The 23,426-nt window shown below is 43.3% G+C and carries 22 protein-coding genes; 9 read left to right on the top strand and 13 right to left on the bottom strand.

Annotated elements, in window-relative coordinates; genetic code table 11:
* Nucleotides 1-162: 162 nt before the first annotated feature.
* Complete coding sequence (locus tag NWQ57_RS05465; protein WP_306021125.1) at nucleotides 163-564, bottom strand: Dabb family protein; 402 nt, start codon at nucleotides 562-564, stop codon at nucleotides 163-165.
* A gap of 264 nt (nucleotides 565-828) precedes the next feature.
* Between NWQ57_RS05465 and NWQ57_RS05470 the strand changes: the two genes are divergently transcribed.
* From NWQ57_RS05470 to NWQ57_RS05480, 3 genes are all read left to right on the top strand, one after another.
* The gene (locus tag NWQ57_RS05470) at nucleotides 829-1,704 is read left to right on the top strand and encodes an alpha/beta hydrolase (protein ID WP_306021126.1); all 876 of its coding nucleotides are present in this window, start codon (nucleotides 829-831) and stop codon (nucleotides 1,702-1,704) included.
* A 145-nt stretch (nucleotides 1,705-1,849) separates the two neighbouring features.
* Nucleotides 1,850-2,881 carry a hypothetical protein gene (locus tag NWQ57_RS05475; RefSeq protein ID WP_306021127.1) on the top strand — a complete coding sequence of 344 codons (1,032 nt, stop codon included), beginning with the start codon at nucleotides 1,850-1,852 and terminating at the stop codon, nucleotides 2,879-2,881.
* A gap of 15 nt (nucleotides 2,882-2,896) precedes the next feature.
* Entirely contained in the window at nucleotides 2,897-3,466 is a 570-nt protein-coding gene (locus NWQ57_RS05480) for a LemA family protein (RefSeq protein ID WP_306021128.1), read from the top strand.
* A gap of 70 nt (nucleotides 3,467-3,536) precedes the next feature.
* On the opposite strand, the gene NWQ57_RS05485 is transcribed toward NWQ57_RS05480, so the two are convergent.
* Together NWQ57_RS05485 and NWQ57_RS05490 are read right to left on the bottom strand one after the other, a co-directional pair.
* The gene (locus NWQ57_RS05485) at nucleotides 3,537-4,076 is read right to left on the bottom strand and encodes a manganese efflux pump MntP family protein (protein WP_306021129.1); all 540 of its coding nucleotides are present in this window, start codon (nucleotides 4,074-4,076) and stop codon (nucleotides 3,537-3,539) included.
* Between the two features lie 102 nt (nucleotides 4,077-4,178).
* Nucleotides 4,179-5,216, bottom strand: coding sequence for a mechanosensitive ion channel family protein (locus tag NWQ57_RS05490; protein ID WP_306021130.1), 1,038 nt, complete (start codon nucleotides 5,214-5,216; stop codon nucleotides 4,179-4,181).
* Between the two features lie 237 nt (nucleotides 5,217-5,453).
* Between NWQ57_RS05490 and NWQ57_RS05495 the strand changes: the two genes are divergently transcribed.
* Entirely contained in the window at nucleotides 5,454-6,227 is a 774-nt protein-coding gene (locus tag NWQ57_RS05495; protein ID WP_306021131.1) for a MipA/OmpV family protein, read from the top strand.
* A 35-nt stretch (nucleotides 6,228-6,262) separates the two neighbouring features.
* On the opposite strand, the gene NWQ57_RS05500 is transcribed toward NWQ57_RS05495, so the two are convergent.
* The 3 genes from NWQ57_RS05500 to NWQ57_RS05510 form a co-directional block, all read right to left on the bottom strand.
* Nucleotides 6,263-8,608, bottom strand: coding sequence for a diguanylate cyclase (locus NWQ57_RS05500; protein ID WP_306021132.1), 2,346 nt, complete (start codon nucleotides 8,606-8,608; stop codon nucleotides 6,263-6,265).
* A 302-nt stretch (nucleotides 8,609-8,910) separates the two neighbouring features.
* Nucleotides 8,911-9,381 carry a nuclear transport factor 2 family protein gene (locus NWQ57_RS05505; RefSeq protein WP_372340890.1) on the bottom strand — a complete coding sequence of 157 codons (471 nt, stop codon included), beginning with the start codon at nucleotides 9,379-9,381 and terminating at the stop codon, nucleotides 8,911-8,913.
* A gap of 76 nt (nucleotides 9,382-9,457) precedes the next feature.
* Nucleotides 9,458-9,871, bottom strand: a complete 414-nt coding sequence (locus NWQ57_RS05510; protein ID WP_306021133.1) for an SRPBCC family protein — start codon at nucleotides 9,869-9,871, stop codon at nucleotides 9,458-9,460.
* Between the two features lie 156 nt (nucleotides 9,872-10,027).
* On the opposite strand from NWQ57_RS05510, the gene NWQ57_RS05515 reads away from it, so the two are divergent.
* Nucleotides 10,028-11,587 carry a DUF418 domain-containing protein gene (locus NWQ57_RS05515; protein WP_306021134.1) on the top strand — a complete coding sequence of 520 codons (1,560 nt, stop codon included), beginning with the start codon at nucleotides 10,028-10,030 and terminating at the stop codon, nucleotides 11,585-11,587.
* 122 nt (nucleotides 11,588-11,709) lie between these two features.
* The gene (locus NWQ57_RS05520) at nucleotides 11,710-12,492 is read left to right on the top strand and encodes an ABC transporter substrate-binding protein (protein WP_306021135.1); all 783 of its coding nucleotides are present in this window, start codon (nucleotides 11,710-11,712) and stop codon (nucleotides 12,490-12,492) included.
* Between the two features lie 2 nt (nucleotides 12,493-12,494).
* Here the strand turns inward: NWQ57_RS05520 and NWQ57_RS05525 are convergent, their stop codons facing one another.
* Nucleotides 12,495-13,169 carry a nitroreductase family protein gene (locus NWQ57_RS05525; protein WP_306021136.1) on the bottom strand — a complete coding sequence of 225 codons (675 nt, stop codon included), beginning with the start codon at nucleotides 13,167-13,169 and terminating at the stop codon, nucleotides 12,495-12,497.
* A 187-nt stretch (nucleotides 13,170-13,356) separates the two neighbouring features.
* Here NWQ57_RS05525 and modA point away from each other — a divergent pair, with 187 nt between their 5' ends.
* Nucleotides 13,357-14,130 (top strand): molybdate ABC transporter substrate-binding protein, encoded by a 774-nt coding sequence (modA, locus tag NWQ57_RS05530; RefSeq protein WP_306021137.1) that lies wholly within the window; start codon nucleotides 13,357-13,359, stop codon nucleotides 14,128-14,130.
* Nucleotides 14,127-14,825: a molybdate ABC transporter permease subunit gene (gene modB / locus NWQ57_RS05535; protein WP_372340891.1), complete on the top strand. Its 699-nt coding sequence runs from the start codon at nucleotides 14,127-14,129 to the stop codon at nucleotides 14,823-14,825. Before modA ends, modB begins: the two co-directional genes overlap by 4 nt.
* 2 nt (nucleotides 14,826-14,827) lie before the next feature.
* Here modB and NWQ57_RS05540 read toward each other — a convergent pair whose 3' ends face one another.
* Complete coding sequence (locus NWQ57_RS05540) at nucleotides 14,828-15,199, bottom strand: YidH family protein (RefSeq protein ID WP_306021138.1); 372 nt, start codon at nucleotides 15,197-15,199, stop codon at nucleotides 14,828-14,830.
* Between the two features lie 195 nt (nucleotides 15,200-15,394).
* Here NWQ57_RS05540 and modC point away from each other — a divergent pair, with 195 nt between their 5' ends.
* Nucleotides 15,395-16,495, top strand: a complete 1,101-nt coding sequence (gene modC, locus NWQ57_RS05545; protein ID WP_306021139.1) for a molybdenum ABC transporter ATP-binding protein — start codon at nucleotides 15,395-15,397, stop codon at nucleotides 16,493-16,495.
* Between the two features lie 50 nt (nucleotides 16,496-16,545).
* On the opposite strand, the gene NWQ57_RS05550 is transcribed toward modC, so the two are convergent.
* From NWQ57_RS05550 to NWQ57_RS05570, 5 genes are all read right to left on the bottom strand, one after another.
* The gene (locus NWQ57_RS05550; RefSeq protein ID WP_306021140.1) at nucleotides 16,546-18,147 is read right to left on the bottom strand and encodes an ABC-F family ATPase; all 1,602 of its coding nucleotides are present in this window, start codon (nucleotides 18,145-18,147) and stop codon (nucleotides 16,546-16,548) included.
* Nucleotides 18,148-18,453: 306 nt separating this feature from the next.
* Nucleotides 18,454-20,163 (bottom strand): Na(+)/H(+) antiporter subunit D, encoded by a 1,710-nt coding sequence (locus NWQ57_RS05555; protein WP_306021141.1) that lies wholly within the window; start codon nucleotides 20,161-20,163, stop codon nucleotides 18,454-18,456.
* Entirely contained in the window at nucleotides 20,153-20,470 is a 318-nt protein-coding gene (locus NWQ57_RS05560; RefSeq protein WP_306021142.1) for a hypothetical protein, read from the bottom strand. The genes NWQ57_RS05555 and NWQ57_RS05560 overlap by 11 nt, the downstream gene beginning before the upstream one ends.
* Complete coding sequence (locus tag NWQ57_RS05565) at nucleotides 20,470-21,936, bottom strand: monovalent cation/H+ antiporter subunit D family protein (protein ID WP_306021143.1); 1,467 nt, start codon at nucleotides 21,934-21,936, stop codon at nucleotides 20,470-20,472. Before NWQ57_RS05565 ends, NWQ57_RS05560 begins: the two co-directional genes overlap by 1 nt.
* Nucleotides 21,933-23,423, bottom strand: coding sequence for a monovalent cation/H+ antiporter subunit D family protein (locus NWQ57_RS05570; protein ID WP_306021144.1), 1,491 nt, complete (start codon nucleotides 23,421-23,423; stop codon nucleotides 21,933-21,935). The genes NWQ57_RS05565 and NWQ57_RS05570 overlap by 4 nt, the downstream gene beginning before the upstream one ends.
* Nucleotides 23,424-23,426: the final 3 nt, after the last annotated feature.

Here is a 23,426-nt window from a genome sequence, read left to right on the forward strand (position 1 = left end):
AAGGATTACTACTTATATAGCGGCTTATTGCATGGAGTACGATCTGAGGGCATGTCATAGCGAAAGCAAGCGCTTTTTTAGCAGGGAACTCGCGCAACAAGCCCCATACAAGAGTTTGTTACTTGTCATGGAGCGTTAGTAGGAACGGTGGCTTTGTACCGGCTAAACAGTAATAGAATCTTTAACTGCAACTTTAGCCCATAAATGAGCGCAATTTTTAACAAAGGCCTGATGAATAGGATGATCTTGGTATTCACTTTGTCCGGCGAGGTCATCGAAAAACATCAGTTCTGAAACATGAAAACTGTTATCAACCACGTCGCGGCTTTCAGTTGAAGCCGGTAAACCAATATGCAGGGCTTTGACAGTGGGTACTTGTCTGAGTGTTTGTAAACCTGCAATAAGTTGCTCGCGGTCAGCAACAGAATCAGGGTTCTTTAACCAAAAATAAGCAGTGTGTATTAATTGAGTTTTTGTACTCATGACTTCCTCTCCTGTTGCAGATGCAACCAAACATGCAGCGCCACTGGCGGCAATAAACTGTCTTCTTGTTAACTTACTCATATCATCATTCCAAGGCTATTGTATATTCATTGAGTCTAACAAAGCCGTTTGAGGATGCTAAGTATTAAACTTCGTTTGCGGTTTACTCAAATGGTTTTTAGCACCTAGACACAAGATATTCGTGGGTTTGCCGAATGCAAACAACATCGGCCAAGGCCGATAAAGGCTAAAGATTTACGCGTTCTTTTTGTCAGACTTGCGATCTTATCCCCAGTCAATTAAGTAATAATCAAAGATAAACACGCAAAGGAAGCTATCAAAATCATGCTCAAAGCCCTACTTTTCATTCTGATCACCTTACTCATTGGCTTAGCCATTAGCCTTTATAAAGACAGCAGTCGCACTGGCTTATTTATCCTTAATTCTGCACTAAAAATAAGCCAAGGCATCGAGGTGGTTAGAGACCTTGAGTTTGCCAAACAGCCTTGGCAAAAGCTTGATGTTTATCCCAGCCCCAACACAAAAATCAAAGCTCCCGTGCTGGTGTTTATTTACGGCGGCGGATGGAGCTGGGGCAATAAAGAAATGAATTATTTTGTTGCTCAAGCCTTTGTTAAACGCGGATATACGGTTGTGATCCCAGACTACATAAAATACCCGCAAGGTCATTTTCCTGATTTTATTAAAGACGGCGCTTTGGCCCTGGCTTGGGTAAAAGCTAACATCGGCCAATATAATGGAGACCCAAATCAATTATTTATAGCAGGGCATTCAGCGGGCGCTCATACTGGGGCGCTACTCGTAAGTGATCAGCAGTATTTAGCCGATGTAGGTATGTCAATTGATGACATCAAAGGCTTTGCTGGACTTGCTGGGCCTTATACGTTTACGCCAAAATCAACACAATATATCGCCACCTTTGGTGAAGAGAATTTTCAAACCATGAAGGTGAGTTCTCACATTGACGGTAATACACCGCCTATGTTGTTGCTGCATGCCCAAGGCGACAGCACCGTGGGTTTGTTTAATCAGCAAGACCTAGCAGCGGCGTTGCAATCAAAGGGGCAAGTAGTACAAACTAAGGTGTATGGTACACAGATTAATCACATCAATATTTTGTTGAAACTGCATCCTTGGTTTGCCGACGAGGTTAATACAGGGCAGGACGTGGATACATTCTTTAAAACTTTAATTCAGTGAAAACGACTATGGCTAGATAAGGTGTTTTATTAGCGATGGCTCATTTGCGCACTGATATTTCATTAATACACACGCTTGGTTAAGCTTCATCGTGATGATACTGTTGAGCGCATAGTTGGATCTCATAAAAGCATAGTTAATCAGTATGGATAAGGCTTCACCGTCTTCTGAGAATAAGCAACTAGCGACTTTTCTACAATCGCTTCGTACCCAGATTTATCACGCGAAAACCCGTGAGGATTTGCGCCATGTATTGCATACCGTGCGGTCTTTTGGCCGGCCATTGTGTTACAACAATACATCTTATTGGCTGGGTTTTAGCATGGGCATATTGCTTGGCCTGCTCGCCATATTGTATGCCTATTGGTATCCAAGCAGCGTGTCAGCCCCCTGGTTAATTGGTGCTGGCGGACTCACTAGTGTAATTTTCGCCGTGTTAATCTATATGCGCCGCAGTAAAGTTAGTGACTTGTCTGACGCTTTATTTAAACAAGATGTGTATTTAGACAACAATTGGCAAAGTGTGCCCTATCATGGCAAAAAACTGGCTGCCCAACTTAGCCGCCAATTTAGCGAGTTTAAACGAGGTAATCACTCGCGAGAAATTGAATGGTTGGTAAAAGGCACTTACCAAGGAACAGATCATCAGTTTGACTACCACGCCTATCACTTTCATTATGTTGACCAACGACAAGTCACCAGTACAATCAGAGACTCAAAAGGCAATGTACGCGTCACTACCCGCACAGTTTACGACCATTTTCACCGTTACGGTCTGTATTTACCTTTTCGCTTTGCGCGAAATATCGCCATTACCAATAGTTGGTTTGGTGGTTTTTTTAGTAGCAGCTATAAACCAGCTTCGGTAGAGTTTAATCGCAAGTTTAAAGTAAGCGCCTCTGACGAATTATCCGCCGCGAAATTTTTAAAACCCGCAGTGGTGGTTGAAATTGAAGACTTGGGCAAAGCCTTATCAGGACTAAACCTAGAATTTAATGCCGCGAGTGAGCTTTGTATTTCTTTTGAACAGAATATTTGTCAGTGGCAACGCCAACATGGTTTAGATGAGCCGGATGCCTTTTTACAGGAAATAGAAGGCGACCAAAAACTGGCTACACTACAGAAAACACTAGAGCGAATTCACACTCTTATGCGTCACAGTGACAACAACTTTTAAACAATAGGGCTTGATATGAACAGCAGTTTGGTATTTTTGATCGTGTTTGGTGTAGTGATTTTAGCTGTCATTTTAATTTACAACGGCATCATCAGCCGCGCCAATGCCGCGCAGCGCGCGTGGGCCAATGTAATTACCCAAGAGCGGCAAAAGAATAAGATTATCCCTCACTTACAAACTATCACTGATCAATACCAACAGTTCGAATCAGGAGTACAAGAAAAAATCGCCGCACTACGCAGTGCGCTTGGTGGTTTAAGCAGTGAAAAAATGGACACCGCCAAACTTGCAGAAGTTGAAAGTGCAACCCGCAATCTAGTACAAGGCATGCACATCGCGGTAGAAAATTATCCCGAACTCAAAGCCAACGAATTGTTTGGCAAATTGATGCGTGAAATAGCTGAACAACAAGAAAATATCGGCGCTGCCATTCGTATTTTTAACCAAAACGTAGAAGCGTTTAATAACGGTATAGAGATGTTTCCTCATTCACTGGTCAACAGCTTACTGAACAAAAAGAGCACGTTGCATACCTTTAACGACAGTGAAGCCGAAGCGGGTTTTGACTATAAACCTAATTTTTAAGGTTCTATTTCTTGCTCATTAGGTCAGCCCAAAACGAGTAAACGAGGGCTGACCGATCTCGTACCCTTTATTAAAGAAATAGTATTTTGACGCCAATCAATATAAGCGTGATCCCCCCTACCAGCTCAGCTTTACTTTCAAGCCATGTACCACTTTTGGTACCAATAAAGACGCCAAACACACTAAAAGCGAAGGTTGCTACTCCAATCATGGCGCAGGCAACAAAGGGGTTAATTTCAAGTAAGGTTAAACTAAAACCTGCTGCCATTGCATCAACACTGGTGGCGATAGCGAGTATTAACATCACTCGGTGGGTGATCTTGGCGATATCTTCTTCAATACCCTCTGCAAACGATTCGTAAATCATTTTGCCGCCAATAAGCACCAATAAGACAAAGGCCACCCAATGGGCATAATCTTCAATCCAGCCTAGTACACCTTTACCAGCCATATAGCCAATTAATGGCATAAGTGCTTGAAAAAGACCAAAATAGATACCTGCTTTGAGTGCTAAACCCAATGGTGAGATTTTTTGCTTCGCACCCAAGCCAATAGAGACGGCAAAGGCATCCATGCTTAAGGCAATTGCCAAAAATACAACTTCAATCACTTATTCTCTTCCTTTTCCTAAGGGGGTACTACACTGCGCACCCCCATCCGCACCGGGGGCTAAAAATGGGGGCGCAAAATTGATATTCAATAAAAAATATCATTATTTATCTTCGGGTACGTCTACTACCTTTTTTATTTCGCTGATTTTCACTCTTAGTTGGTCTATTCGTGTTTCTAGCGCCTCATGCTGGTCTTTATCAGCACTTGAAAGTTGCAACTCAAGTGCTTCAATCTGCTGAATTAATTGCTCTTTATCCATCGCAAGCTGCTGCGCTTGCTCTGCTTTATCAAAGATAAGATCTTCAGCATTTGATTCGCTCACTGCTTTTTTAAAGCTTGGAGAATGCGCAATCATGCGTTTGGCATCAGGTCCTGCATGCTGACTGATAAAGTTAGGCGACATAATTTCAATATCTTTGTCATGCAAACAATCCAATACATTACGATGCAAGTTCGACCGAGCGGTTAACAGGTTTTTAATCTCTACCAGTAAACCGCTGACTTTATAACTTACCGAAAAATCACCAAGTTGAGTTACGTGAACAAAAGGCTCTTCAAGCCCGGTTTGTTTGGCGGCTTGCAGCAATAACTCATCGATACGACTGTGGTGTAAATCGTAGCCTAATGATAACTCAACTGAAACAATGGTCCCTGAGCGGCGTATAACGCTGACCGCTTTACTGATCAACATGCTATTGGGGATAGAAACTAGCTCACGGGTTTCGGTTTGAATCTCGCAATCAAATAAGCCTAGCTCGGTGACTCGCCCAAAGGTGTCGTCAAATCGAATGAAGTCACCGGTCCGAAAAGGCTGGGTAAAACGCATCATGGCCCCAGCGACTAAGTTACCAAATATCGTGGTAGACGAAAAAGCCAATAAACCCGATAGGACTAAGCCTATCAAACTGAGAATTTGCAGTTCAAGGTTTTCAGACAAGGGTAAGGCTATTACTACGCTGATTAGCCCCACTAGCATTAATAACAACATGACTAACTGGCGAGCGAATATATTTTCGTTACCGGTATGCTTGAGTTTATTAAATAAAAAAACTTGAGCCAGCCACGTCAAACTTGCAAAAAACAGCAAGGTTATAACAACGGGTAACCAGTCACTTAGTAGGTTGTCACTTAGATTCATTGCTATGCCGCCATATCAGCTAGAAAGGTATTTAAATGGAATGGTATCACTCAACATGTTAAATATGGCATGTGTTTTAATCGGCATACAATATTGGGTTCATTTTGCCGAACAATGATCTAACTACTATCCCTTGGGGTAATGTTAATTAGCAGTTCAATGTACTGAGTCGCGATTGAGTCAGGCAATTTTTTTGTCATATTATTCGCTGCCCAATAAAAAACCAAGGAAGCAAACATGACATACAAGCAATTAGGCGCTGTATTATTCACACATGTATTATTGAGTGGCGGTGTTTTGGCGCAAGGAAGTGAAGGTGAGAATCGCCGTCAAGTTGAACAGCACGGCTGGTTGTATGGTCTAGGAGTTGCCCTTGACCAAGGTGTGTATAAAGGCTTTGACACCCGTGTTTTGCCCCTACCTTTAATTGGTTATCGAAGCGAAAATTTGACGGTATTTGGCCCCTTTGTGAATTATCATTTTTACCGTCAAGCAGGTTTCGAATTCTCGGCCCGTCTTGTGCCAGTGTTTGAAGGTTATGATGAGTCCGATAGCGATGTATTTATTGGTATGCAAGACCGAGACTTTTCGTTGGCATTGGGTTTAGGGGCGAGTTACCAGTTCGGCGATCTCAAGTTTGAAGTAAATGGCGCCCACGATGTACTTAATCGTTCAGACGGTTATGAAATGGGGTTTAGCATGAGCAAAGTGTATCGTCACGGCCCAGTGTTTATCGAGCCTTCAGTCAGCCTAGGTTATCAAGACAGTCATTATGTTGATTATTACTATGGCGTTCAGGCCAGTGAAGCCACCAGCACCCGTGCGCAGTACACTGGCAAAAGTGCCCTGAATAAAACGATTGGTGTATCGGTCATGACCCCCATCTTTTTTAACGGAATGACGCGATTTTCAGTTGAAAATATTTGGTACGACGATGCTATCGCCGACAGTCCATTGACCGACACAGACAGCAGCATCAGGGTCATGCTGACGTACTCGCGATTTTTTTAAGATGAATTAATCCGCACTAAGGATTAGGTGCTCATTTATTTAATGCTTTTCTTGTTAGGATGAGCATTTTCAGTAGCTTGGCTAGTGACAAACCAGCGCACACAATCCTTTCCCTCACTCTTGGCAATATACAGGGCGTCATCGGCATTTTTCATATGCTCTTCAATGTGCGGCACGCCATATTCATTGGCTAAACTTGGTACCATGGTTGCGCCAATACTGATAGATATTCCTGTTAATGGGCCTTTATCCGTTTCAATAACGACCTTTTTAATGCTTTCTCGAAGCTCATCGAGCAGGGTTTGACAAAATTGTTGATTCTGGCTGTCAATATACAAACCAAATTCCTCACCACCTAAGCGAGCTATCACATCTGATTCGCGAACAAGCTGCCTAATAGCGTTAGAAATTTCAACTAAACAAATATCACCTACAGGGTGCCCATAGGTATCATTTAAATGTTTAAAATTATCCACATCAAAGATTGCTATACATATTTCTGTATTACGTGAATGACTAATATTATCAATTTGGGCGAAATACGCCCTACGATTCATCAAACTAGTCAGAGGATCTGTGGCCGCTAAGTACTCTAGGCGCTTTTCAGCATCGTAACGAGCTTGTTCAACATCAACAGCCTTAAACAAATACGCCAAAGTGTTGGTCAATGGTGACAAAAAATCTACGTCAGCTTGGGTATAGTCTTCTAATTTATTTGCTAAACCAATCATTCCTACTGTTTGCCCATCACGGGAAATAGGCAAGCCCAGAAATCGTTTTAAAAGTGGGTGGCCATTAGGTGTGCCCACCGAGGAACGATGTTTAGACGGCTGATTGGCAATCACTGGGGCTTGTGATGTGACAACATGACCAAACAGATTCTTTAAATTTGTAAAACGCAAATTGCCTTCTTTGAAACGCGCGTACTCTTTGGCGGAGTCGCTACTCCAACTGATATCAGAGATGGCATGAATATGTAAACAAGGCGCTCCATCTTCTTCAAGCACTCGACCAATAAAGCCATAGTCACTGTCAGCAAGCTCAAGTAACTCAGGAAAAATCTTTTCACAAGCTTGCTGTATATCGCGCTGAGCAACAAACAAATTTTGCGCGTGATTGATAAAACTAAATAAGCGTCGTTGACGCTCAGTTTGTAATTCTGCCGTTTTCTTTTCGGTAATATCTCGGTGTGTGGCCGCCATGCGCAGTGGCTTACCATTTTCATCTCGGGTTACTACTTTTCCGTAGGTTTCTACCCAAAGCCAATGACCCCTTGCATGTTTAATGCGATATTCAAAACTCATAAACTCAGAATGACCACGTAAGTTATCCTGCACTATCTCACTCAATCTGCGCTTATCTGCCGGGTGGACCAATTGGTTCCAAAATAGCACACTCGAATCCACACTGTCGGGATGCAAACCCAAAATATCGCACCAGCGATTGTTTACCCTGAGGTTATCATTTTGAATGTCCCAATCTGAGGTGCCCAATCCGGATGCCTCTAACAACAAACTCATGCGTTCATTAGTGTTTAAAATTCGTTTTTCGAGGTATTTTTGTTCGGCGTTATTAATGAGTAAACCTTGAATCGCCACCAGAGTTTTATTTTCGAATACACCTCGAGAAATCATTTTAAACCAATGGGCTTGGCCTGAACTTCGATTAATTCGAATATCGCATTCACAATTAAGCGCCCCTTGTTGATGATTTTTTATTGAAAACAAAAAAGCGTCGAGGTCGTTTTCTTTGATGTGTTCGTCTAATTTAAAAGCCCCAAGGTCTTCCGGATACGCTATGCCCAGCAACGTACCCACGTTATTAGACAAAAAAGTCGTACTTAATCGGGGCCGCACTTGCCAGTGTATCAGCGCAGCGGGTGAGTTATTCAGCAATTGGTGTTCTTCACTGGTGCGCAGATTATTAGAAATTAGCTCAACACATTCACTTAAATGCTGACTTAGGTTTTCTAACAATATGAGTTCTTTTTGAAAACCCTTACGAGGTGCGTCATCAAACAAGCCAAAGCTTCCTACTGCGACTCCGTTGAGTCGAAATGGAACAGCGGCGTAAAAGCGAATATGGGGAGGGTTTACTACATAATGATTGTTTTGGTGCTCAGGTTTATTGAGGGTATCTTCGATAAGTAGCGATTGATTACTTGTTACGACTTGGTGGCTAAATGAATTCGCTAAGTCGATTCTGTCTATTGTTACTCCCGCTTTTGCTTTGTACCAAAAATGATCGTTCTCAGCTATCGCTAAAAAGGCACAAGGCATGCTATACAAGGTCGCAACCGACTCTACAAACTGTTTAAGTAAATCATCATATTGGGGATTATGAAGTCTATATCGATTAATGAGCGCTTTGATTGTCTGCATACGTTCTCAACTGCTTTTCTTGACTGCTTTATTGATTAATAAAAAGAAAACAGCCAGTTGTTAACTCTTGTTTACCCTCCTTAGATAGTTGACCAGCATTGGCTATTTGGCAAATTAGCAGACCAATATTTGCAAAAACCACGCTAAATGAGCAATCGGCCAGTGAAACACCTACATATTAGTTTGCTTATTTTATAAGACAATTGATGACAATTAGATCAAGCGCAACAATATGAAGTTACACAATAACCTAAGCAGGCTAAGAGCCTTTGATTAAAAAAAAGCAGTCAGTGTGAGGTTAATTATTCATGGTATTTACGAATAACAGCTACTTTGCCGTTTTCTATTTCCAATACTTCCATCATGGTCTGAGTAAATGAAAACGCTTTTTTCAGTTGAGGATGAAACCCTTTCGCACTGTCTTTGTAGCGAATCGCGACCGCAGAATCATTAAAGATGAACACATCTAATAACTCGGCCTGATACTCAGTGTGGGCGCCCAAATAAAACGTCATGCCGTTGCGCATGGCTTGTTTACCATCAGGACTGCGTGAATCGTCGGTTACGTAGGGTAAATGAGCATGCCCCACATCATCGGTTAATAAAGCCAAATACGCCTCAAGTTCTTTCTCGGTAGCATTAGGAGCTTGTGTAGAAACCATGGTCGAGAAGTAGACTTGGGCAAACTGTTTGAGATCAAATTTACGCTCATCTTCAGCGACGACTGACATTGAAAAAACAAAAAACAGCAAAGCAAACAGCCAACTTTTCATGTAAATCTCCATTTTTAATGATTGACATCCGCAGGAGCAAGACCCCTAAACGTTAATTTTGTATGTCGCTCAAGCCCTAATTACTCAAGCTTTCAACATGTTTCTTAAAATTTGATAAAATATTCAACCATCCCTGTCGTTGCAACTCAGCAGTATTTGCGCTTTCCGCTTCAAAGGTCTCAACAACTTTTACCCCATGTGCTGTTGGCCTAAATTCAATGCTGACTTCGCGCCCATCTTCTAGTTTAAAAACAATACCCTGCTGGATCTTAATCTCTGTAAATTCACCTTCAAAGTCAAAACCCATACTGCCGTCTTTTGCTTCCATACGGTAGTTAAACGTTTGTCCTACTTGCAGGTCAATTTGTGCTCTGGGACAGCACCAATCATCTGAGGCAAAATTCCATTGCGTAATGTGTGTTGGCGTGGTCCATGCCGACCATATTTGCGCCAATGAGGCATTAATGTCCATTTCGATGCTAATTTTCATAGTTAATTTTACTTGTTGTGTTGTGAGCCAGTATCTAAGCCCATGCTTATTAAAAGGTCAATCAGAAACTATTTGCGGCAAAGCCCTGACTTTTTTCTTCAATCAGCATAACCTGCTTTATACCAAACAGTGAACACGCCCATGCAAGGATGAAAAATGACGCCAGCTCCAGAGATCATTGCGCAGCCACATGCCACTGATACACCAATTATAGAGCTTGAGCCAATAAGTGCGGTAAAGCGCATCGATGCCATGGACATACTGCGAGGGTTTGCCCTTATTGGCATATTAATGATGAATATTGAGTGGTTTAACCGGCCGATAAGCGAACTCGGTTCATTTAACAGTGCATTGAGTGGTATAGACCATGCTGTGGGGTGGTTGATAAGGTGTTTTGTTGAAGGCAAATTTTATAAATTATTTGCCTTGCTGTTTGGTATGGGCTTTGCGGTTATGCTCAATAGTGCTATTGAAAAAAGCAGACCTTTTGGTGCTTGGTTTGTTCGTCGCATGATAGTGCTATTTATCATAGGGTTACTGCACTTAGTGTTTTTATGGGAAGGCGATATTCTGCATGACTATGCGTTTGCAGGTTTAATGTTACTGCTGTTAGTTTATTTACTTCGTACTAAGCGCCTGCAAAAATATAACCATCCAAACACATTTTTAAAACTGGGCTTATGGTGGCTACTCGCGCCAATGCTCATCGGGATGTTTGTGGGCATTGGTTTTAGTGTTAGTCACGATAAAGAGTCGCTTCGCAGCCAATGGCAAGAAAGTCAGCATGTACAAACCTTAGTTGAACAATTAGAAGAGCAAACTCTACTCGCTAACGCAGTGGAACAAACTGAGCACTTCGCAACTGATAATGAGCCTGAGGATTTTGGCTCAATAGCGTCTACACCTATCGATGAACAAGGTAGCGATACCCAAGCTAGTGAAACAAACGAATCGACCCAGCAAGCGCTATCTGGCGTCGACTCAGCAGCAGATTTAACCCCCGCACAAAAAGCGCAAGAGATTGTTGATTTCTATAAAGAAAATAGACAAGCAGTAGAAAAAGAACAAACCACCTTAAAACAAGGTGACTATTGGCAGGTAACAGAATATCGCGCTGAAAAAGCCATCGAACACCTCTTACTAACACCCGCTTTTACCTTTGGCATGTTGTTACCCCTTTTTATTTTGGGCTATTGGCTAATATCTGCCGGCATCATGGCCAATTACCAGCAACACAGGCTTTTGTTCATTGGCCTGCGACGCATTGGTCTTGGCGTGGGTTTATTCACCACGGTAGCGGGCTTAATAATTTCTTCACATCCCGCCTCTGAACAATTAGGTTTATTTGAGTTGGTCGGAGGCTTTTTGTTTGCTGTAGGTCAACTATTTATGACCGCAGGTTATTTGGGTTTGATCATGAGCCTATTGCTTGTAGAACGCTGGCATCAGATTTTGTCACATGTAGCGCCCCTCGGTCGTATGGCGTTAACCAACTACTTGATGCATTCACTCATTTTAACAAGCCTTTTTTATGGTTATGCTGGCGGCTTATATGGTGAGGTGGGTAGAGCGCCCCAAATGCTGATTGTCATCGCCATCATTGTTGTACAAATTCCCTTATCTCGTTGGTGGTTAAGGTCTTATCACTTTGGCCCTTTGGAATGGTTATGGCGCTCCTTAACGTATAAAAAATGGCAAGCCTTTAAGATTCAATAGCGCCAATTTCATTTGCTAAGGGTGCAACAAAGGGATAAATTTCGGATGAGTGAGACAGAAAGTACAACAGTGACCGCAGGCCAGTTATTGGCATTAATGTCTAAGGAAGAATCCTAATTATCATGGTGCCGTGGGCAGATTTTAAATTTAAAGAGTCCCTCTTAATATTGGGCTACTTAGTGGTTGGCCTTTCATTTCATAGCCAAGCTAAAGAACTGGTGCTGGTAGCAGGTTGGGAAAAACCACCGTATGTTATCGCCAGTGAAAACGCGGGCTTTGAAATAGAGCTAATGCGCCAAGTGTTAGCCAAACTTGAGCACTCAATAACCGTTTTGTATGTGCCTTATGGTCGCACTTACGAAACCTTTTTACATGAAAACGCAGACATCGGCTTAACGCTTACTGTTAAGGCAGGTGTTCCCCCAAATAGCCTCAGCCAACCCTATGTGGTATATCAAAATGTGGCCATTAGTTTAAAAAACGCCAACATTAAATTCGACAAATTGAGCGATTTGAAAGCCTTAAGTGTGATTGCGTTTCAAAATGCTAGCAAAATATTAGGCAGTAGTTTTGCCAATGCGGTTGAGTCAAACCTACTTTATATCGAACTGCCCGACCAACGCCGTCAGGTTGAGATGTTACTCATTGGTAGTGTTGATGTGGTGGTAATGGACATCAATATTTTTAACTACTTTAGTCAAGCTATAAGAGGAAGCAGTCAAATGGAAAATGTTAATGTACAAAGCTTTTTCCCGACAACTCGTTACTCGGCAGCCTTCAAAGATGCAGCACTTATGGCTGAGTTTGATACCGCGTTTACACAGTTTAGTGTTAGCGAAGCGTACCAGCAGCTCGTACAAAAATATCAGTTGGTCTACCCTGATTTAATTCAAGCAAATCACTAATCCTATAATACGCTGAGAATTTCTGTAAGCGGCTTTTTATTTAGAGCATGGGTGGGAACCGTTGCGTTGTCAGCGGGATAACCGACCACCAACAACATAAACGCTCGTTCGTTATCAGGACGCTGGCAAATTTTGGATAAAAAACTCATGGGTTTGGGTGTATGGGTCAAGGTCACTAAACCCGAATGATGCAAAGCATTAATTAAAAAGCCCGACGCAATCCCAACAGATTCGTGCACGTAATAATTACTTTGTTTATGGCCATTTTCTTCAACGCTGTTTTTTTGGCTAAAAATTGCAATCAGCCAAGGTGCATGCTCTAAAAAAGGTTTATCGGCATCGGTTCCAAGTGGCGCTAAAGCATCGAGCCATTCCTCGTTGGCACGCCCAGCATAAAAACCCTGTTCATGGATTTCTGCTTGCTGGCGAATTTGTTGTTTGACGTCAGGCGAACTAATTGCCACAAAATGCCAAGGTTGATGGTTTGCACCATTTGGCGCAGTGCCTGCTGCCTTAATACAATTTTCGATAATTTGTTGATCAACGCTACGGCTACTGAACTGGCGAATACTGTGCCGACGTTTAATTTGTTCATAAAATTGCGCTGAACGCTCAAGCATGATCTTAGGTTCATACTCGATAAAATCGTTTAAGGGGCAAGCGTCGTGGTGTTGCATCTTCTTTCCTTAGTTAAATATTCACATACACGTAAACACGCGTATCATAGCAAGTAGCTAGGATAGGTACTTAATCGCCATGCTAAAATGCTCAATAAAAAGTAGCATTAAACCCCTATGTGATTGATTATATATAGAGTTTTGTTAGTCATTTGGCCAGCAATTGTTAAATTTATAAAAGACATTCATGGTAATTAAACCCTTACAAATGCGTTACCTCGCTGTGTTATTCACGCTTTGTTTTATCAACTCTATTAAAGCGGAGTCATTGACAATTGCGGTGGCCTCTAACTTTAATTTGGCGATGCAGCATTTAGTGGATGCCTACAAGCAAACAAATGATACCGAGCTTCGCGTGTCTTATGGATCGTCGGGTAAACTGTATGCACAAATCGTCAACGGTGCACCTTTTGATATCTTTTTGTCTGCCGACCAACATAAACCACAAACGTTAATCGACCAGCAACTTACTGAGCCCAATAGCCGCTTAACGTATGCTTACGGTGCACTCGCACTATGGTCGGCGTCTGCCGATGCAATTGATGCAAACGCCAATATTTTGTTCAGTGGGCAGTACAATAAGTTAGCACTTGCCAACCCCAAGCTCGCGCCATATGGCTTAGCAACTCTCGATACCTTAGAAAGTTTAGGCTTACTTGATGCAAGTCGAAGTCACTGGGTTCAAGGCGAAAACATTAGCCAAACTTACCAATTTGTTGCTACCAAAAATGCGGATATCGGATTTGTGGCCTTATCGCAGATTAAGTATCAAGGAAAGTTGAGCAATGGCTCAGCATGGATTGTACCTAGCGCATTACACCGCCCGATTAAACAAGATGGCGTTGTACTCGCTCGTAGCAACAATAAAGAAGGGGCGTCACATTTTATGCGTTTTTTACAAAGCCCTGAAGCACTATCGATTTTGCGTGACTTTGGCTATCAGCAAGGCCCAGCGTCATGATTGGCTTATCAAATGATGACTGGCAAGCCATTGGCTTAACTTTAAAGTTAGCCACCACCGTTACTATTTTGTTGCTATTGATTAGTACGCCGCTGGCGTGGTGGTTGGCTACCAGTCGTTCTAAATTTCGCGGTTTTGTATCGGCGATAGTTGCCCTGCCCTTAATTTTACCACCCACCGTATTGGGCTTTTATCTCCTGCTATCAATGGGCCCAAACGGCTGGCTGGGCCAACTTACTCAACAATTAGGCATAGGGTTATTGCCTTTTACATTTTGGGGCTTAGTGATAGCTTCAATGTGTTATTCCCTACCCTTTGTTGTACAGCCTATTCAAAACGCCATGCAGGCCATTGGTCAACGCCCTCTCGAAGTTGCTGCAACCCTTGGCGCCAGCCCCTTAGACCGTTTTTTTACGGTTGTGTTACCACTGAGTAAACCTGGTTTTATTAGCGCATCGGTTCTGGGCTTTGCCCATACCATCGGTGAGTTTGGCGTGATTTTGATGATAGGTGGCAATATTCCCGGTCAAACTCGGGTCGTCTCTATTCAAATTTATGATCACGTCGAGGCTTTGCAATATCAGCAAGCTCATTGGTTAGCTGGCAGTATGTTGCTCTTTTCGTTTGTGGTGTTGCTGTTTTTATATTATTCGCAGTACAAAAAAGCCGGTGCCAATATGCGATTTGGCTTGTAAAACTAACGATGGCCAATATACAAAGCCACAATCAGCAAGGTACCTAAAAAGGCCACCACCGCATTAACCAACATGGCCCACTTTGGGTTATAACCTTGAGGGATGTCTGATGGGTCTAATACTCTGAGTACACCGGCATATTGTTTAGATGAATAGAGTGCACTGATTACGCCTAATAAGATAAAACCTAGACCCGTCCACAAGGTAAAGTGCAGCGACAATGAGCCCATGCGCTCTGGCATAAGCAGTATTAACAACAAACCCGAGCGTTCGACAATAAATCCAAATGCAATGAGGGCAATGCTGGTTCTGTTCCACGCCAATATGGTGCGTTCTGCTGCAAATAGTACTCTTGGGTCGATTGAATTGGGCATGAGCTCTCTTCTAAGGTTATGTAAATCTACTAACTACGGTTAATCACGGTTTAATATACCGTAACCTTCTAGCATGATATTTTCAATTATCCGACAGTGAATGTTGCAATTGAGGCTAATGAGTTGAATGATATGCCTCTTTGGTGACAATAATCATTAGAACCCTATACCAACCAAATAGCTTACGAGTACAACATGACACACGCCGCTATCAACGCCCGCTTTACTGTCGACTTTTACAACGGCAACGCACAGGGCTTTGCGCTTGATGTAGATATGGCACTGCCAGGCTCAGGCATTATTGCGTTGTTTGGCCACTCAGGCTCAGGTAAAACCACCCTTTTGCGCTGTATTGCCGGTTTAGAATATAGCCAACAGGGTGAATTAACGGTTAATGGTGAAGTGTGGCAACACGCTGATGCGTTTATTGCGACCCATCAACGCCAACTCGCTTATGTGTTCCAAGAAGCCAGCCTGTTACCCCATTTAACCGTTCAAGCTAATCTCAATTATGCCGTTAAACGCGCCTCAAAACCGGCAACTGAGAATCTAACTGCAATCATCTCCATAATGGGTTTAAGGCCCTTACTGAGGCAATTTCCGGATCAATTATCAGGGGGTGAAAAACAACGAGTAGCCTTGGCACGTAGTCTTATCATACAGCCAAAACTCATATTGATGGATGAACCACTGGCTTCTCTAGATACAGCCCGCAAGCAAGAAATACTGCCCTACTTAGAAACACTAAAAACCGCGACTCACGTGCCAATTATTTATGTCAGCCATGACATCAATGAAGTGGCTCGGTTGGCCGACTATGTGGTAGTACTTGAGCACGGCAAAGTAGCGATGCAAGGCCCAGTTGGGCAAGTATTGCCGCATATATCTCAACTGCAAGGCTTGGCAGAAGAAGCCTCGGTGGTATTAAGCGCAGAAGTGCTCGCCCGTGATACGCAGTGGCACCTGCTCCAAGTGAAGTTGACTAATAGCCCAAAAAGTTATTTATGGCTGCGAGATAGTGGCGAAGAAATTGGTCAAACCTTACGACTCAGACTACTAGCCAAAGATTTGAGCATTGCTCTTGATGATCATCGAGATAGCAGCATAGCTAATCGCATCGCTTGTAACATCATTGCCACACAAAGCGACCCAGATGACGCCATGATATTAGTAAAGTTGCAAATAGAGAATTGCAGCCTGTTGGCACGGATTACTCAACGTTCATTCAGCCAACTCAAGCTGTGCGTAGGTATGCAGGTTTGGGCGCAAATTAAATCAGTGGCCATAATTAATTAGGCTCACAAAAAAGCCGTCAAATGACGGCTTATTGATGATAGAAGCAAGTATTAGGCAACGGCTTTTTGCAAACCCTGATGAGATAGATATTCATCATAAGTGCCTTGGAAATCAATGATCTTCTGATCTTTAATTTCAATTACACGAGTGGCTAACGACGATACAAATTCACGGTCATGGCTGACAAAAATCAATGTACCATCAAACTGCTTTAAGGCATTGTTTAGGGCTTCGATGGCTTCCATATCCATGTGGTTGGTGGGCTCATCCATGACCAATACGTTTAAATCGGCCATCATTAACTTACCAAACAACAGACGGTTTTTCTCACCACCTGAACATACTTTGGCTTTTTTGTTAAAGTCATCAGCGCTAAATAATAAACTGCCTAACAAACCACGCACCATTAAGTCGTTATGTTTAGGGGTGCGCCATTGTGACATCCAATCAAACAATGTGAGATCGCCATCAAAATCAGCTGTACTGTCTTGTGGACAATATCCTACAGCGGCATTTTCAGACCACTTAACCACACCTTCAGCTTGTAATTCATTCATGAGGCAACGCAAAAAGCTGGTTTTACCCACGCCGTTTTCGCCAATGATAGCTAAGCGGGCACCTGCTTCTAACAAAACATTGCCACCTTTAAACAAAGGTTCTTGTTCAAAACCAAAACTCATGTCTTCTAAAATCAAGGCTTGACGATGCAGTTTTTGATGCTGTTTAAAACTAAGACGTGGTGTACGTCTGCTCGAACTTTTCACTTCATCTAGTTGAATTTTGTCCATTTTTTTAGCACGTGAAGTGGCTAATTTTGCTTTTGAAGCATTGGCAGAAAAACGCGCTACGAAGGCTTTTAACTCATCAATTTCATCGCTTTTCTTGGCGTTTTCACGCAACAACTGCTCTTGAATCAACGAAGACGCTTCTTGGAATTTTTCATAGTTACCCGGATAAATACGCAATTCACCGTAGTCGATATCTGCCATATGGGTGCACACAGAATTTAAAAAGTGCCTGTCGTGCGAAATGATAATCATGGTGGATTTACGCTGATTAAGTACTTCAGCCAACCAGTTGATGGTGTAAATATCTAAGTTGTTGGTTGGCTCATCGAGTAACAAAATATCAGGGTTTGCAAATAAGGCTTGCGCTAATAACACCCGAACTTTCCAACCGGGAGAAACCTGCGACATCAAGCCATAGTGAAAACTTTCTTCTATGCCTGCTTCTAATAATATTTCGCCCGCACGCGCTTCTGCGGTGTAGCCGTCCATTTCAGCATATTGAGACTCTAAATCGCCTACTAACATGCCATCTTCATCGCTCATTTCAGGTTTGGCGTAAATTTCGTCACGCTGCTGCTTAACCTTCCATAATTCCATATCACCCATAATCACCGTATCAACTACGGAGTATTTTTCAAAGGCGAATTGGTCTTGGCTTAGCTTACCAACTTTTTGACCAGGAGTGATTGAGACGTTACCTGATGAAGGCACAAGGTCGCCAGTCAGGATTTTCATAAAGGTAGACTTACCGCAGCCATTAGCTCCGATTAGGCCATAGCGATTGCCATTACCAAATTTTGCTGAAATATTTTCAAATAAAGGCTCAGCGCCAAACTGCATGGTGATGTTTGCGGTAGATATCAAAACGGAATTCCAGATAGTAAAAAGACTAAAACAAACTAAGGTACACTTGAAATGCCCGATTTACCGTGCAACACAACTCAGTTCAAAACGGCGCGCACTATATATAAAGATGGGCAAAATGTCGAGTCGAACTGGTTAATATTTGTGCTGTTTTTTACTATCAGGGTTTGTTGCAGATAAAAGTACGACTAAAGAAACAATTACGTTAATTCTTTGTAGTTATCTTGTTGATAAAAATCACTTAAAACCTAATTTATGACTTTGTTTAGCAATCCTTAATACCAGCTCCAACCCTCATTGCAAATACTAAAAATAGTACAGCAGAACATAGGCCGAGAGTAAGCCAGCTATCCATAGGGCCGTAGTACCGATAGGCCATGAACGAGCAAACATCCCACGTTCTTTACTATCAGCCGTATGAGGTTGCCCCAAATAACGCACTGCCATCCGGTGCATGAACTGCTGCAAACGATGACGCTGCTGAGCCAGTAACTCGCCCATAAAGTCCAAGACCTTTTCAACTAACTTAAGCAGTGAAAAAGCCACACGACGCCATAACCAGTCGGTATCCAAGCTGATTGTCATGGTACGTTTCATTAAAGGCAACAATACGAAGAATGCTAAGCCAGAAAAGAGTAATAATTGTAAATAGAACAGCACTTTACCAATAGAGTAAGGCTCATAATTAACCGGATAAGGCAATAAGGCATAAAGCAATTCAGGAAAGACACCCAAAAGAATACATAAGCCGGCAAACAGAATCATTGCAAGGCTCATATTCCAAGGCGCATCTTTAGGTCTTAGTCCTGAGTCACGCTGGAAAAACACAAACCACGGAAACTTAATCCCTGCGTGTAAAAATACGCCAGCAGATGCCGCAGTAAGTGCCATGTAAACCCACATAAGATTGCCATCAACGGCTGCCTGAGAAATCATACTCTTGGTGGTGAATCCTGAAGTCAGCGGAAAACTCGAAATGGCTAAGGCGCCTATGATGCCGCAAACAGCCGTCACTGGCATGGTGCGAAACAATCCACCTAACTCAATACATTTGTTTTTACCGGTGCGATAAATCACTACACCCGCACTCATAAACAGTAAGGCCTTGTATACAATATGGGCAAAGGCATGCGCTGCCGCGCCATTAAGCGCCATTTCAGTACCAATACCCACCGCAACAACCATAAACCCAACTTGGTTAACAATAGAGTAAGCCAGAATTCTCCGTACATCATTTTCTAAAAGGGCGTAGATGATGCCGTACATCACCATAAATAAGCCAAGGCCAATTAATATGGGTTCACCTGGGAATAACAAAATGAGCGCTAAGACTGCCGTCTTAGTGGTGAATGCGGATAAAAACACCGAACCGGTGGGGCTTGATTCAGGGTAGGCATCAGACAACCAGGCCGATACCGGTGGAGCAGCCGCATTGATTAAAATACCTATTAGTATCATCCACGTACTAAAGTCGGTTGCCAGCATGGCCTGAATTTGAATAGAGCCTGTCCCTACGACAACGCCTTCGATGCCAACTTTTAATATCACGCCACCAAGAAGATGCATTATGGCGTAACGTATTCCAGCGGCCCGAGCGCCAGGAGTACCGCCACACCACACCACGATAGTGGAAAATATAGCCATCATTTCCCAATACAAAAAGAGGGTAATCAGGTCTCCAGCAAAGCAAACCCCAATGGCACCAGCGGCATATGCAAAGGCCGCAGCAAGTTCATACCATTTGGCTATTCGAAATGAATACAATCCACCGACAAAAACCATAATGGCAAATACAGTAGCAAACAGCCGTCTTAGTGGACTGCCTTCAACAGGCTCAATATTATACGATAAAAACTTAACCGTGCTTTGTACACCATCAGGAATTTGCCAAATCGCCCACAATGTAAGTAAAGGCGCTATCAAAATAACAGCGGTTCTAGCGTGCCCTCTGACCAAACCTATCAGGGCAGCAGCAATGAGTAGGACAAATGCAGGTGGAAAAACATCAAACCCCATGACCGTCCTCCTTTACTGTATCGTTTTTTGTCTCCACGTCGGGCCCAGCAAAGGGCTGATCGTAATAGTTTTCAGGACGTTTCAATACAAAACCTAATAATTTAGCCACTAACACCATAATTAAACAACTTACAAAGCCGTAAACAGCACCAAAACCAAACCACGCATCGAAACCAAAATAGCCTTTGATGTAAACCATAGTCTGCGCCGCAACCACTAAGGCAAGCACAATAATGAATCCTATCCAAAGCTTGCGAATGGTAGAAGGACGAACCAACCAATGTAATTGCTTTTCATCAGTATTCATTAGTTAAGCCCCTTTACAACTTGGCTTTCTAATTCAATAACAGGGCCGTTAAACAAGAAAAAAGCGAGTGTTAATATAGCGGTGATACACAAGGCTAACACAGCCAGAAATGGGGCTTCGCCGTGCTCTTTACCACCAACAGGCTCTCGTTCAAACCAAGCCATATACAAAATGGGTAAAAAGTATGCTGCATTAAGTACAGTACTGGCAATAATGGTAAATATAGCAACAAGATTATTGGCCTCAAAAGCACCAGCCAGTATGTACCATTTTGAAACAAAGCCCCCAGTAGGTGGCACACCTATCATACTCAGTGCGCCAATCGTAAAGGCTGCCATGGTCCACGGCATTCGTCGACCAATGCCTCTTAGCTGGTGAACTTCAGTTTTTTTCGACGCAACATATATTGCACCAGCGGCAAAAAACAGCGTAATTTTACCAAACGCATGAGCAACCATGTGGAGTGAAGCACCTACTTCAGCCAAGGGTTTAAGAATCGCGGCGGCCATTACCACATAGGATAGTTGGGCAATAGTAGAGTAGGCCAACAGGCGTTTGATGTTGGTTTGGCGTAAGGCCACAAGGCTGGCAGTAACGATAGTAAACGCCGCAACATAAACAAGCCATTGAGAACTCGGCGCATCAAACAAAAAGTCGATACCAAACACGTAAACAATAATTTTAGTGATGGCAAACACACCCGCTTTAACCACCGCTACGGCATGCAATAAGGCACTTACTGGGGTAGGCGCCACCATGGCTGCTGGCAGCCATTTATGCACGGGCATGACCGCTGCTTTACCAATACCGAATACAAATAGGCCTAAGAGTAAGCCTATTTCAGGATCATCGAGTTTGCCAGCGAGGATCCCCCCAGCTGTAAAGTCGCCCGTACCAGCAAGGCTGTAAGTCCAGATAATAGCGGGTAGGAATAAACCAATAGACGTACTCAGTAGAACCCCTAAATAAATTCTCGCTGAGCGCACTGTCGCGGCATCACCTTTGTGCGAAACCAATGGGTATGTTGATAAAGTCAGGAGCTCGTAAAACAAAAATAACGTGAATAAATTACCAGCAAAAGCAATACCCATTGTGGCGGATAGGGCCAATGCAAAACAAGCAAAAAACCGTGTTTGGTTTTTCTCTTTATTGCCTCGCATATAGCCAACAGAATAAATAGAGTTAATCAACCAAAGTCCGGATGCCAGCGCAGCAAACAACATACCAAGGGGCTCAACGGTGAAGGCAATACTGAGTCCAGGCATTATCTCACTGACTTCAATTGACGGACGACCACCGTCCATTAGCGTTGGTAATAAACCCCACACAACCCATATTAACGATATCGACGTAATAGCAGTAGCGGCTTCACGTAAATTAGCACTGAAACGCCCTGCAAGAGCAATGGCTAATGCGCCAACCAAGGGCACAATAATAGCCACCAAAATAGCGGTTTCTGGTGTCATTTCGTGCCCTCCACAAGTAGAACTGCCGCACTATTTGCAAGATCTAAAGGCACCTGCGGAAACAAACCGAAGTAAATATTAAGCACAGCGACGAGGCCGGTAATAATCAGTAATTGCATTGGCGCCTCAGAAACCGCAACCTCACCTTCTTTGGGTGGCAGAAAGTACAAAGCTTCGACAATACGCCAGACATAAACCACCGCCATCAAAGAGCTGAGCAGAATAATTGCCACTAAGGCCCATCCCCAAGCGCCACTTCCCAAAGCCGCATTAATGAGTAGCCATTTACTAATAAATCCTGCGGTACCTGGCACACCAATAAGGCTTAAACCACACACCACAAAAGCAGCACAGGTCCAAGGCATTCTCGTAGAAGCACCACCCAATTGACTTAAACGTAAATCGCGATATTGATATGCAAGACAAGCAACCGCGAGAAACAAACCACCTTTGGCCAATGCATGGTTGAACAGGTGGGCTGCACTTGCGCTAAGACCAGCTATGCTTACAAAACTTGCACCAAGCAAAATGTAGCCAATTTGTGCGATGGAAGATGACGCCAGTAGACGTTTGAGGTGCCCCTCGAACATCGCCACTGCTGAGGCCACCAATATGCCTAAAATGGCCAAGGGCATGGCAAACAAGGCAAACTGGATTTGATGGCCATCAAGTGCCGCTTGAAATATCATGTAATCAAAGCGAATCAGTACGTATAAGGCCACTTTGGTGGCACACGCTGCAAGAAAAACCGTTACCATATGGGGGGCATGGGTATAGGCATTGGGTACCCATACATGCAGAGGAAACACAGCCGCTTTCAGTGCTAAGCCAATAGTAATAAAACCAGCGGCAACTAATACTGGATTGATATCGGTCACATCACCAAGGCGAGCTTCCATATCTGCCATGTTTAAGGTGCCGGTCATCATGTAAATTAGGCCTACACCAATTAAGTAAAAGGTGGCGCCGATCGTACCCATCATCAAATATTTGAACACTGCTGGCAGAGCGCGGCGGTCAGGACCACCGGCAATCAATATATAACTGGCCAGTGACGATATTTCCATGAACACGAAGATATTAAACGCGTCAGCAGCGACAACTATACCAACCAAGCCAGATAGCGCGAGTAGCCAAGCCGAATAAAACAGCGGTTGCCGTTCAAGTTCAATCTGTTGATCAATACTGGGTTTAGCCGCTAACAAAGCTACTGCACTCGCGCCTGTCACGATCAGCAACATCAAAGCCGTTAACGCATCAACAGCAAGCGTAATACCAAACGGAGCGGGCCAGCCACCCATTGCATATTCGAGAGTTTGTCCGTCAAGAACCGCCAAGGTTAAAGTGATAGCAATGGCAAAACTGACTAAAGCTGACGCCGTCGCCCCTGCCCACGCTAAACCTCGAGGCTGCAACAACACGATTAGAGGAGCCGATAACATCGGCACGATCACTTGCAAAGCAGGAAGATGTGCTAATAAATCCATAGT

The sequence above is a fragment of the Paraglaciecola sp. genome, from assembly GCF_030730205.1.
In the GTDB taxonomy this organism is placed as follows: Bacteria; Pseudomonadota; Gammaproteobacteria; order Enterobacterales; family Alteromonadaceae; genus Paraglaciecola.

Bases quoted from the DNA above. Each gene is read 5' to 3' on its own strand.
- NWQ57_RS05560 (WP_306021142.1), bottom strand. From the start codon at position 20,470: ATGAATACTGATGAAAAGCAATTACATTGGTTGGTTCGTCCTTCTACC.
- NWQ57_RS05565 (WP_306021143.1), bottom strand. From the start codon at position 21,936: ATGACACCAGAAACCGCTATTTTGGTGGCTATTATTGTGCCCTTGGTT.
- NWQ57_RS05510 (WP_306021133.1), bottom strand. From the start codon at position 9,871: ATGAAAATTAGCATCGAAATGGACATTAATGCCTCATTGGCGCAAATA.
- NWQ57_RS05495 (WP_306021131.1), top strand. From the start codon at position 5,454: ATGACATACAAGCAATTAGGCGCTGTATTATTCACACATGTATTATTG.
- NWQ57_RS05505 (WP_372340890.1), bottom strand. From the start codon at position 9,381: ATGAAAAGTTGGCTGTTTGCTTTGCTGTTTTTTGTTTTTTCAATGTCA.
- NWQ57_RS05540 (WP_306021138.1), bottom strand. From the start codon at position 15,199: ATGCCCAATTCAATCGACCCAAGAGTACTATTTGCAGCAGAACGCACC.
- NWQ57_RS05555 (WP_306021141.1), bottom strand. From the start codon at position 20,163: ATGGGGTTTGATGTTTTTCCACCTGCATTTGTCCTACTCATTGCTGCT.
- NWQ57_RS05470 (WP_306021126.1), top strand. From the start codon at position 829: ATGCTCAAAGCCCTACTTTTCATTCTGATCACCTTACTCATTGGCTTA.
- NWQ57_RS05475 (WP_306021127.1), top strand. From the start codon at position 1,850: ATGGATAAGGCTTCACCGTCTTCTGAGAATAAGCAACTAGCGACTTTT.
- NWQ57_RS05515 (WP_306021134.1), top strand. From the start codon at position 10,028: ATGACGCCAGCTCCAGAGATCATTGCGCAGCCACATGCCACTGATACA.
- NWQ57_RS05480 (WP_306021128.1), top strand. From the start codon at position 2,897: ATGAACAGCAGTTTGGTATTTTTGATCGTGTTTGGTGTAGTGATTTTA.
- NWQ57_RS05525 (WP_306021136.1), bottom strand. From the start codon at position 13,169: ATGCAACACCACGACGCTTGCCCCTTAAACGATTTTATCGAGTATGAA.
- NWQ57_RS05520 (WP_306021135.1), top strand. From the start codon at position 11,710: ATGGTGCCGTGGGCAGATTTTAAATTTAAAGAGTCCCTCTTAATATTG.
- modA (WP_306021137.1), top strand. From the start codon at position 13,357: ATGGTAATTAAACCCTTACAAATGCGTTACCTCGCTGTGTTATTCACG.
- NWQ57_RS05570 (WP_306021144.1), bottom strand. From the start codon at position 23,423: ATGGATTTATTAGCACATCTTCCTGCTTTGCAAGTGATCGTGCCGATG.
- NWQ57_RS05465 (WP_306021125.1), bottom strand. From the start codon at position 564: ATGAGTAAGTTAACAAGAAGACAGTTTATTGCCGCCAGTGGCGCTGCA.
- modC (WP_306021139.1), top strand. From the start codon at position 15,395: ATGACACACGCCGCTATCAACGCCCGCTTTACTGTCGACTTTTACAAC.
- NWQ57_RS05500 (WP_306021132.1), bottom strand. From the start codon at position 8,608: ATGCAGACAATCAAAGCGCTCATTAATCGATATAGACTTCATAATCCC.
- modB (WP_372340891.1), top strand. From the start codon at position 14,127: ATGATTGGCTTATCAAATGATGACTGGCAAGCCATTGGCTTAACTTTA.
- NWQ57_RS05490 (WP_306021130.1), bottom strand. From the start codon at position 5,216: ATGAATCTAAGTGACAACCTACTAAGTGACTGGTTACCCGTTGTTATA.